Annotated in this window: 13 protein-coding genes; 6 read left to right on the forward strand and 7 right to left on the reverse strand. The window is 32.5% G+C overall.

What is annotated here, in order from left to right; genetic code table 11:
• The first annotated feature begins 20 nt into the window (after positions 1-20).
• Positions 21-425: an acyl-CoA thioesterase gene (locus tag ACUSJC_RS15205; RefSeq protein WP_449270418.1), complete on the forward strand. Its 405-nt coding sequence runs from the start codon at positions 21-23 to the stop codon at positions 423-425.
• Here the strand turns inward: ACUSJC_RS15205 and ACUSJC_RS15210 are convergent.
• Genes ACUSJC_RS15210 through ribD form a run of 4 tightly spaced genes read right to left on the reverse strand, consistent with a single transcriptional unit; the run spans position 417 to position 3,535 of the window.
• The gene (locus tag ACUSJC_RS15210; RefSeq protein ID WP_449270419.1) at positions 417-1,043 is read right to left on the reverse strand and encodes an IMPACT family protein; all 627 of its coding nucleotides are present in this window, start codon (positions 1,041-1,043) and stop codon (positions 417-419) included. The genes ACUSJC_RS15205 and ACUSJC_RS15210 overlap by 9 nt on opposite strands.
• Positions 1,044-1,898, reverse strand: coding sequence for an EamA family transporter (locus ACUSJC_RS15215; RefSeq protein WP_449270420.1), 855 nt, complete (start codon positions 1,896-1,898; stop codon positions 1,044-1,046).
• Positions 1,891-2,502 (reverse strand): HAD family hydrolase, encoded by a 612-nt coding sequence (locus ACUSJC_RS15220; RefSeq protein WP_449270421.1) that lies wholly within the window; start codon positions 2,500-2,502, stop codon positions 1,891-1,893. Before ACUSJC_RS15220 ends, ACUSJC_RS15215 begins: the two co-directional genes overlap by 8 nt.
• Positions 2,480-3,535: a bifunctional diaminohydroxyphosphoribosylaminopyrimidine deaminase/5-amino-6-(5-phosphoribosylamino)uracil reductase RibD gene (gene ribD / locus ACUSJC_RS15225; RefSeq protein WP_449270422.1), complete on the reverse strand. Its 1,056-nt coding sequence runs from the start codon at positions 3,533-3,535 to the stop codon at positions 2,480-2,482. Before ribD ends, ACUSJC_RS15220 begins: the two co-directional genes overlap by 23 nt.
• Positions 3,536-3,616: 81 nt before the next feature.
• On the opposite strand from ribD, the gene ACUSJC_RS15230 reads away from it, so the two are divergent.
• From ACUSJC_RS15230 to ACUSJC_RS15240, 3 genes are read left to right on the forward strand one after another with little or no spacing between them, the layout of a single operon-like run.
• Positions 3,617-4,123, forward strand: a complete 507-nt coding sequence (locus ACUSJC_RS15230) for a GNAT family N-acetyltransferase (RefSeq protein ID WP_449270423.1) — start codon at positions 3,617-3,619, stop codon at positions 4,121-4,123.
• 20 nt (positions 4,124-4,143) lie between these two features.
• On the forward strand, positions 4,144-5,067 hold the full coding sequence (gene prmC, locus ACUSJC_RS15235; RefSeq protein WP_449270424.1) for a peptide chain release factor N(5)-glutamine methyltransferase: 924 nt from the start codon (positions 4,144-4,146) through the stop codon (positions 5,065-5,067).
• A 45-nt stretch (positions 5,068-5,112) separates the two neighbouring features.
• Positions 5,113-5,481, forward strand: a complete 369-nt coding sequence (locus ACUSJC_RS15240; RefSeq protein ID WP_449270425.1) for a four helix bundle protein — start codon at positions 5,113-5,115, stop codon at positions 5,479-5,481.
• 55 nt (positions 5,482-5,536) lie between these two features.
• Here the strand turns inward: ACUSJC_RS15240 and ACUSJC_RS15245 are convergent, their stop codons facing one another.
• Positions 5,537-6,781 carry an ABC transporter permease gene (locus tag ACUSJC_RS15245; protein WP_449270426.1) on the reverse strand — a complete coding sequence of 415 codons (1,245 nt, stop codon included), beginning with the start codon at positions 6,779-6,781 and terminating at the stop codon, positions 5,537-5,539.
• 199 nt (positions 6,782-6,980) lie between these two features.
• On the opposite strand from ACUSJC_RS15245, the gene hisS reads away from it, so the two are divergent.
• Positions 6,981-8,684, forward strand: coding sequence for a histidine--tRNA ligase (gene hisS / locus ACUSJC_RS15250; protein ID WP_449270427.1), 1,704 nt, complete (start codon positions 6,981-6,983; stop codon positions 8,682-8,684).
• Positions 8,685-8,731: 47 nt separating this feature from the next.
• Entirely contained in the window at positions 8,732-9,076 is a 345-nt protein-coding gene (locus ACUSJC_RS15255) for a hypothetical protein (protein ID WP_449270428.1), read from the forward strand.
• 70 nt (positions 9,077-9,146) lie between these two features.
• Here the strand turns inward: ACUSJC_RS15255 and ACUSJC_RS15260 are convergent, their stop codons facing one another.
• Positions 9,147-9,482 (reverse strand): hypothetical protein, encoded by a 336-nt coding sequence (locus ACUSJC_RS15260; protein ID WP_449270429.1) that lies wholly within the window; start codon positions 9,480-9,482, stop codon positions 9,147-9,149.
• A 110-nt stretch (positions 9,483-9,592) separates the two neighbouring features.
• The gene (locus tag ACUSJC_RS15265; RefSeq protein ID WP_449270430.1) at positions 9,593-9,949 is read right to left on the reverse strand and encodes a helix-turn-helix domain-containing protein; all 357 of its coding nucleotides are present in this window, start codon (positions 9,947-9,949) and stop codon (positions 9,593-9,595) included.
• Positions 9,950-10,540 lie beyond the last annotated feature (591 nt).

The raw sequence follows: 10,540 nt of genomic DNA on the forward strand, positions 1-10,540 counted from the left end.
TAATTAAGAAAAAATTAACAATGAGAGAACATCAGTTACAAATTAGAGTCAGATATGCAGAAACCGATCAGATGGGGGTTGTATACCACGGAAATTATGCACAGTACTTTGAAATGGGGAGAGTAGAATGGTTAAGAAATCTAGGGGTTTCTTACAAATGGATGGAAGATAATGGAGTGATGCTGCCTGTGGTAAATTTATCGATGAATTACAAGAAACCTGCAAAGTATGACGACTTGTTAACGGTTAAAACAATCTTGAAAAGTCAAACAGGAGTTAAGATTGAATTTGACTATGAAATCTACAATGAGAAAAATGAGTTATTAACAACAGGGTATTCTATGTTGGTGTTTGTAGATATGAAAACAGGGCGCCCAGTTACGCCACCAATTTATGTTACCGAAAAAATTAAAGTGCTAGTCTGAATCTTTTTCTTTGATAGAAACTTCATATAAAGTATTAAAAATGTCGAATACCATTTCGGCATTTTTTTTTCGGGTAGCAATTTCAATTTCGCAGCTCAATTCCATTTTTTGATTCACAATATCCAGGTTCTTTTCCTTAATCACACGCATGACTTTGTTCATGTTTTTATAGTCAAAGGACACAATGAAATGTTTGTCAATGGTTTTTTCAATAACTTCAGAAGCTTCAAGGGCCATTTGCGCTGCAATTCGATAGGCCGAAATTAATCCGCCAACACCTAGTTTTACACCACCAAAATAACGAACGACCACTACTAAAACATTGGTTACATCAAAAGACTGAATTTGCCCATAAATAGGCATTCCGGCAGTATTATTGGGCTCGCCGTCATCATTGGCTCTGTAATATATTTTTTCTGTTCCGGTTTGAAAAGCATAACACCAATGACGCGCCGAGAAATGCTGTTTTTTGATTTCGGTAAGTATTTCTTTGACTTCGTCCTCACTTTCGATAGGAAAAGCATAACCGAAAAATTTACTGTTTTTTTCTTTGTATAAAATTTCGGGCGATGCCTGTGCAAGGGTTTTATAAATGTCTTTTATGTTTTCTGAACTCATTTATCGAACTAAAAATAAAGCAATAATTGCTATGATGATACCAATTCCGTTTTGTTTGCTCAATCTCTCCTTGAAAAAAAGCAAGCCTAAAATGGAAGTGAACAAAATTACACCAATATTTAATAAAGTAAAAATGGTTGCGCTTTCTAAATTTTCAGTTTGTAACGCTTTTATCATGTAAAACATGGAAAAGAAATTAGGAATGCCCAAAAGAATTCCGCCTAAAACATTTTTAAAATGAAAGCTAATTTGTTTTTGATATAATTTATAGAGCAAAATAATTATTCCGATAGCAAAAGCAGTTAGAAAGGTAAAAGACGAGAATGCAGCGGTTTGCTCTTCGGGAACATAATAATGTTGGATGAAATTCATACTGGTGTCAATCGTTCCGGCACCCAGAAAAAGTAAAATGGGAAGTGCTAATGAAGAAATGTTTACTTGACCGTTATCTTTTTTGGAAACAAAATAAACAGCGATTAGTGCTAATGCTATGCCTATAATTTTTTTGAGGTGAATAGATTCGTTTAAAAATACAATTCCGAAAAGAACAGGAACTACTAGCGACATTTTGCTGGCGACCGAAGCTACCGTTAAACCATTCACTTGAGCCGTTTTTCCCATAATGTTGAAAACGGTAATGAACAGAAATCCTAAGAAAATTGTTCCGGGAAACCAACTTTGTGTAATGCTTGTTGTCCAATGAATTTTAACCGGACTCATGATTATTCCGGTAGTAAAAGCTATGATGTAATTGAAAACAATGGCTTGAAAAACGTCAATATCAACCTTTTTAAAAATAGTGAAAATGACAAATAATAGTCCGGAGAAAATGATGGCCAACAGTAAATCAATCATGTATTTTTTTTAATTGATCGAATAATTGAGTCACGTTTTCGGTTTCAGGATTTAAATGCCACGTTTGAAAGCCTAATCTTTTTGCCGATTCAATATTTTCTTGTTTGTCGTCAACAAATAGTGTTTTTTTAGGGGTTAAATTGTGGTTGTTGATGACAAATTTAAAAGCTTCGGCATCGGGTTTTCGCATACCAATGTCAAACGAAAAGTAGACTTTTTCAAAGCAGCTGTAAAAATCGCGAGCAAAAGATTGTCCCACTTTATGTTCAAATTTATCGATATGTGTGGCATCTGTATTGCTCAATAAAAGTAATTGGTATTGCGAAGGAAGCATTTGTAAAAATTCCAATCGTTCCAAAGGAAAATCCTGAAGAATGGCATTCCAAGCTTCTCGGATTTCAATCAGTTTAGCATTCGGAATAAATTGTTGAATGCCTTCCATGAATGTTAATTCATCTATTTTACCGGTTTCATATTGAAGATTGAGTTGAGACAAAGTAGCATTCCATTGGGTTAATCCCAAATTTCTTAATGCATTTGGTGTTGCATTTTTGTCTAAATTGATAAACACATCTCCAAAATCAAAAAGTATGGTTTGAATCATTTTTGTACAGTTTTAATTGATCTCCTTGAATATCTTCTGTTGTAATAGGAAGATGATTGATTTTGGGTGCAGCAATTCCTTTTGTAAATTTTGAATTTCCAATAAAAACTCGGGCTTCATCCCATAAATTTTTATCAATAAAGGCTTGTAACGTTCTAGATCCGCCTTCAATTATAATCGATTGAAGCTCTTCTTGATGTAAATCGGAAATTACGAAATCTAAAAAATGAGTATCAAATATAGCTTTTTTGTATGAATAACTGTCATTTGGTGTTAAAAAAATATCTTCTGAATAAATAATGGTTTTTTGTATTCCATTTTTAATAGTATAATTTTCCGGAATTCGATTTTGTCTGTCAAAAACAATTCTTACCGGATTATTTCCGTAAAAATCACGAGCATTTAAACTGGGATTATCATCCAAAACGGTTTGAGTACCGACTAAAATAGCTTGTTCTTTGGTTCTCCATTTGTGGACTAATTGACGCGAATATTGATTAGTTATCCAAATTGGTCTATCAGTTTCTTTTTCCAAAGGAGCAATAAAACCATCGGCACTTTCGGCCCATTTCAAAATAATATAAGGTCGTTTTTTTTGATGAAAAGTGAAGAAACGTTTGTTGAGTTCCTGACATTCTTTTTCCAAAACACCAACGATAACATTTTTACCGGCTTCTTTTAATTTTTGAATTCCGGTTCCGGCTACTTTTGCAAACGGATCGATAGTTCCTACGACTACATTCGGAATTTCTTGAGCAATAATCAAATCGCAACAAGGCGGCGTTTTGCCAAAATGACTACAAGGTTCCAGCGTGACATAAATGGTTGCTTCTTTCAACAAACTTTTGTCTTTAACCGATTGTACAGCATTGACTTCGGCATGAGGTTCGCCGGCTTTTTTGTGCCAACCTTCGCCTATAATTTTTCCGTTGTGAACAATTACGCTTCCCACCATTGGGTTGGGATAAGTAGTTCCCAATCCATTTTGAGCCAATTGTAAAGCTCTACGCATGTATGTTTCATGAGTCATCATAGTACAAAAGTAGGGATTTTGGATTTTTTTAAGTGCAAAAGGGAATCAATTTGTTTATTTTTACCAAGAGAATTATTTCATATGAAAATCAGAAAAATTGAACCGCAAGACAATGCTCAAATCGCAAAGGTAATTCGCGATATTTTTGACGAATTGGACGCGCCCAAAGAAGGTACGGCTTATGCGGATCCTATTTTAGACACCTTGTTTGAAGTATACCAAAAACCGAAATCGGTCTATTATGTAGTGGAGAAAGAAGGTAGCGTAGTGGGCGGATGCGGAATTGCTCCATTAGAAATGTCACTTCGAGCGGAGTCGAGAAGTCAGCAGGGTAATAATGAGGTTTGCGAATTACAAAAAATGTATTTTGCTCCCGAAATTCGAGGAACCGGATTGGCACAACAAATTATTGAAATGTGTTTGGATTTTGCTCAATCCCAAGGATTTCAAAAATGCTATTTGGAAACCTTGCCTTTTATGCAAGCTGCCCAAAAATTATATGCCAGACTTGGTTTTCAATATTTAGATCAGCCGTTAGGTTGCACCGGGCATACAAGTTGTGATGTTTGGATGATAAAAGAATTATAAAATAAACAGAAAGAAAAGTTTTGACACTAAAACAGCTTAAAATACAATTTGAAAATCAGTTAGTCTCTATTTATGATAAAGACGAAATCGATAGTTTTTTCTTTATGATATTGGAACATCTACATCAAAAAAGGCGCATCGATTTTACATTGAATCCCGATTTCGAAATCGAAAATGAATCGGAATGGAATGCTATTATAACGGAATTGCGGCAAGAAAAACCCATTCAATATATTTTAGGCGAAGCTTGGTTTTACGGATTGCCTTTTAAAGTTACTGAAAGCACATTAATTCCGCGCCCGGAAACTGAAGAACTGGTAGAATGGATTATTGAAAGTTTAAAGTTTAAAGTCAAAAGTCAAAAAAATATTGAGCCAAGTTTGTCACATCGAGCGGAGTCGAGATGCGAGCTATCTATTTTGGATATAGGAACCGGAACCGGCTGTATTCCCATTGCTTTAAAAACCAATTTACCTGAAGCCGAAGTTTTTGCCATTGATGTTTCCGAAAAAGCATTAGAAATTGCTAAACAAAATGCGAGGCAAAATAAAACCAATATAAATTTCATTCAAACGGATATTTTACAAGTAGAAGATTTAGAAAAACTGTCAACTGTCAACTGTCAACTGTCAACTAATTTTGATATTATCGTTTCCAATCCGCCTTATGTTCGAAATTTAGAAAAGGTAGAAATCAAAAAAAATGTTTTGGATTACGAACCGCATTTGGCTTTGTTTGTAGAAGACAACGATCCTTTGATTTTCTATCGAAAAATGGCCGAATTGGCTTTACAAAGTTTAAAACCTAATGGACTATTGTTTTTTGAAATCAACCAATATTTAGGTCAGGAAACTGTTGAAATGTTGCAGCAATTAGGTTACAAAAACATCGAACTTCGAAAAGATTTAATGGGCAATGATAGAATGATAAAATGTACGAGGTAAGAATAACGAGTTACGAAGTTTGAGATTTTTTTATTTAAAAATGATATGAGAATAGATATGAAATCAAGGACAAAAAAGTTTACAATAAATTGTTCTTTGTTGTGTTCAAAATTGCCACATACAAGAGAATTTAACGCATATGTAAATCAATTAATAAGATGTTCAAGTTCTGTAGGTGCAAATTATAGAGCTTCTCAGCGTGCTAAATCAACAGCAGATTTCATAAATAAATTAAAAATAGTTGAGGAGGAAGCAGATGAGAGTTTATTTTTCCTTGAAATTATTTCTGAAATTAATACTGATAAAGATTTAAAAACAGAAATAGAGTATCTTTTAAAAGAAGGAAATGAAATTTTAGCTATTGTTGTAGCTTCAATAAAAACATCAAGAAATAATCAAAATTCTAAGAGCTAAATTTTTAATTAAAACAATACTTCGTAATTCTAACTTCGTAAATTGTACTTAAAATTTACTCATAACGCAGCGCTTCCACCGGATCTAATTTCGAAGCTTTTATTGCCGGGTATAATCCCGAAACAATAGTTACAATAAGCGTGGTGATAAACGCAGCCATGATAGCCATCCACGGAATAACAAACGGAAACCCGAAACCGAGTGCAATAGCGGTTCCGAGAAGAATTCCGAGTAAAATTCCTAAGAATCCGCCCATTTGACTGATAATAAAAGTTTCAGTGAAAAACTGCCACGCAATAGTCGATTTTTTAGCACCCAATGATTTTCGGATACCAATTTCTCGCGTTCTTTCGGTTACAGAAACTAACATAATATTCATTAAGGCAATGGTAGAGCCAAAAACGGTGATGGCGCCAATAACTACTGCGGCAATGTTAATCACAGCAATATTATCGCCTAAACGTTGAATTAAATCATCACTTCGGTCAATACCGAAATTACTTTTTTCAACCGGATTCAATCGGCGTACTTTTCGCATCATTACAATAGCTTCATCAACCGCTTCGTTCAGTAAATCATCTTGATTGACCATTACAGAAAGGTCATAATTGATGTTAGGAGCCGAAAAAAGCGAACGCGCAATTTGGTTTGGAATCAACACTCTTAAATCCTGGCTGTTGCCAAAAGTTGAACCTTTTTCTTTTAATACTCCAATTACTTTAAATTTCGCTCCGCGTATAGAAATTGTCTTATCTAAAGGATTCATGTCTTTGAATAATCCTTTTTCAAAATCAGAACCTAAAACACAAACATAATTGTTGTTTTGTACATCAAACGAATTGAAATTTCGTCCTTTTACGACTTCCAAACCTTTATTGGGACAAAAATTTTCGTCTACACCTACAATAGTAATTTCCGGATCTGTTTTTTTGTCTAAATATTTCACTTCAACACTCGAAGCTGCTGTAAAAGACAAAGAAGTCGAAGTCATAGGAAAATTGTATCGTTCCTTGAATTCTTTGGCTTGTGTATACGTAATAATAGGATTAGGTTTTTGTTTGCTGTCGTTTTGGTTAATTTCTGCTGAAAAATCATATTGACTGATCGAAAACGTATTGGCACCCATAGAAGCAAAATTTCCGAATAGGTTTTGTTCCAATGCTTTGGTTAAGGTTAAAATTCCAACCAAAAAAGTAATACCAATAGTAATAATTAGTACCGTTAAAGCAGTACGCAAAGCCTGACTTCTGATGGAATCAATGGCAATTTTCGAGTTTTCTTTGAATAATCCTATACGCATACACCATTAGACTCTACTTTTTGGGTTTTGTTACACAAAAAAATGAAATACTAAAAAGATTAGGAATTAGACGTATAATTTTTAAGAGTCAGTAATAAATTCGATATTTGCATAGTGAAAAAATAGAGTAAAAAGTCGATTAAATGGACTTTCTATTTTTATAAACTAGACAAACTTTCAACTTGATAAATTAAAGGAAATGGCTCAAAAACCTAGTATACCAAAGGGAACGCGTGATTTTTCACCCATTGAAGTAGCGAAACGCAATTATATTTTCAGTACCATAAAAGCTAATTTTGAAAAATTTGGTTTTCAACCTATAGAAACACCTTCTTTTGAAAATTCAGAGACGTTGATGGGAAAATATGGAGAAGAAGGCGACCGATTAATTTTTAAGATTTTAAATTCAGGAGATTTCTTTGATGATTATAGGAAAATAATTTTTTCTAGTCTTAAGACTTATTATAAAAGACTTATAGATTATTATTTTAAAGAGAATAGTGAAAGAAACATAGTTTTGATAAATGAAACGTTTAAAATTTTTGAAGAAATTTTAAGAAATAAGAATTTTGATGATGACAAGGTATCAAAAAAATTAGAAAAAAAGTTAAGGGAGGCTATAGGAAAAGTTATCAATGAGGTACTGTTTGATGATATGAATGATAATAAATTTCGTTTGTTGGTTACTTCTGATAGTGTGTCCGATAAAAATGAATTAAATTCTATAATAGAGGAATTAGCTTCTCAAACATATAATGGTTTTATTAATAATAGTAATAATTTTAAGTCTGATTTGACTTCTGAATATATATCAGAAAAAGCACTTCGTTATGATTTAACCGTTCCGTTTGCGCGTTATGTGGTGCAACACCAAAACGAAATCGAATTTCCGTTTAAACGTTACCAAATTCAACCGGTTTGGCGTGCCGATCGTCCGCAAAAAGGTCGTTTTAGAGAATTTTATCAATGTGATGCTGATGTGGTAGGTTCTAATTCGCTTTGGCAAGAAGTGGAATTGGTGCAATTATATGATTCTGTTTTTACGGCTTTGGGCTTAAAAGGCGTAACGGTAAAAATCAACAATCGAAAAATTTTATCGGGAATTGCTGAGGTAATTGGTGCTTCTGATAAATTGATTGACTTTACTGTAGCTTTGGATAAATTGGACAAAATAGGCGAAGAAGGCGTGAAGAAAGAAATGGTAACCAAAGGTATTTCGGAAGAAGCAATCGAAAAAGTTCAGCCATTATTCAATTTCACCGGAACACTTGCCGAAAAAATTGAGAAGTTAGCACAATTACTTTCGACTTCAGCAGAAGGAATGAAAGGAATTGACGAATTGAAATTCATTTGCGAAAACGTAATGGAGCTTGGATTGCAATCGGCTAATTTGAATTTGGATGTGACCTTAGCTCGTGGTTTAAACTATTATACCGGAGCCATTTTTGAAGTATCGGCTCCCGAAGGTGTAGCCATGGGATCTATTGGTGGTGGCGGTCGTTATGATGATTTGACGGGTATTTTTGATCCAAAAAGTAAATTAAGTGGCGTTGGAATTTCATTTGGTTTAGACCGAATTGCTTTAGTCATTGAAGAATTAGGGTTGTTTCCGGAAACCGTTACCGAAACTTCAAAAGCTTTGTTTTTGAACTTTGGTTTAGAAGAAGCAAAATATGCGATGAAAGCGGTAATGCAATTGCGTCAAAAAGGAATCAAAGTAGAAATATATCCTGATAATGCTAAAATCGGAAAACAATTTCAACACGCTGATAAAAGAGGAATTCCGTTTGCTATTTTAGTAGGAGCTGAGGAAATAAGTAACCAACAATATGCGATTAAAAATTTAGCAACCGGTGAACAAAAAACGGTTGGCTTTGAAACTTTAGTTACTGAGTTGCAATAAAAAATCAGAGAACTTTGCTCAAAATATTTTTTTAATGATTTTAAAAGATGGATGTAGATAACGAGGCAAAAAAAGTGATTTGGTCTTTACAAAACAATGTTCGTTCAGAAGAAGAGCGCAATGTTTTTAAGCCAACGGGAAAGAAACCTAAAAGTAATGGACCAAAATATGTAGCTGTTGTTTTGATAGGATTGTTAGCCATTAGTTTTGTAATGGCTCAATTTCAAAAGCAAATGGTTGAGGTGTGTTTCTTTTCAGATATTTGTTTGAATTCAGAAGACAATCCATTGCTGTATGTGCTTTATATTTTTGCAAACAACGTTATTTTACTCTTCGGAATTTACTTTGCTTATAAAATAGGAAAATATTTGGCAGCTAAGTTAGCACCATAAAAAAAGCTCCGATTTCGGAGCTTTTTTTATGTTTGTCTTGTTTTGAAAAAAGTTGACTAAAAATAAAATTTTATTCAAAAATCACTTTTTTGTACATCGCTTGGTTACCTTGTAACTGAGTTCTTTGCTCTTGAGAAAGTCCTGATAAAATTTTAGTATTAAAATTTTCATTGATTTTCTTCTTCTCAGCATCTGTTGAAGCATTAGATAAAGCTTCTAATCTCATATCAACTAACATGTCGAAAGCATCTTTTAAATTAGAATCAATTTTTAAAAAAGACGCTACTTCATTCACACCTTTAATCATTTCGGTTCTATCAAGTTTCTTTTCAGTTTTAAGATCTTGTGCAGAAGCTGTTATAGAAAAACCTAGAAACAATGCAAAAAGTAATATTGTTTTTTTCATAAGTTGGTTAAATATAAATTATATGTACTGAGAAACAAAACTAATTTAAAAAAGCTTAATATAAAAATAATATTCTAGAAAAATAACATTAAAAATGTTAAAATAGAAAATTACTTTTTATAATTTTCAAGTTCTCTTTCTAAACTTGCTATAATTTTGTCTTTATCCTGTAATGATTGTTTTAATAAATCGATGAGTTCGTTCGCTTTGTTATATGTTTCTTCCGAAGGTTCGCGTACAGTATTTTTATAACTCATTTCGTTTAATGATTTGTTTATGAAATCGTCAATGCTAATTTCAAAATACGTACAAATTTTTTGTATAGTTTCAATTTTAGGTAAAGCCTTTTTCACAACATACGAGTTAACCGCTCCGTTATTTAGACCAAACATGGCGCCAAATTCATTTTGAGAACAGTTCATTCTGTTAACTAAGTGTTGTATATTTTCAGCAATATAATTTTCCATTATTCTCACAATATGTTAATTGTCAATGTTTTATAATAAATTCAGTTTTGTATAGAAGAAAAAATCTTTATTTTTTTGTAAATTTTCTTGTTTTGTAAAGAAAAAATCTGTAATATTGTACTAACAAAATACAAAAAATATAATCAATAAACTATAGTTTCATTGAAAAATGAAATTATGCGGATTTTCCTTGGAAAAGAATAGATGTTGTGAGAATGAAATGATAAAAAAATCATAAAGAAGAAAAAAGCTTCTGAAATTGTTGTAGATTTGCATTCGTGTAGGGGTAAAAAATTAAAAATAAAGCGTAAAATTACTATATTAACTTAACCAAATTAGCGTCAGCTAGATTAATTTTAAAAAAACAGTTCAGAAATGATCTGTTTTTTTTTATTTGTAAAAAGTAAAACCTCATCAATATTAATTGATGAAATTTCAAATTCTTAATCCGTTCGACGAAAATACAAGGAATATAGTTTAGAAAAAAGCATTATTTCTCAATAAAAACTATATGTTACAATAAATAAAATGTAAAATCATTCTTTTTTAGCTTTAAAAAGGATTAAGTACATAGTATATCAAATTATAGTA

It is taken from the genome of Flavobacterium sp. U410 (assembly GCF_053570605.1).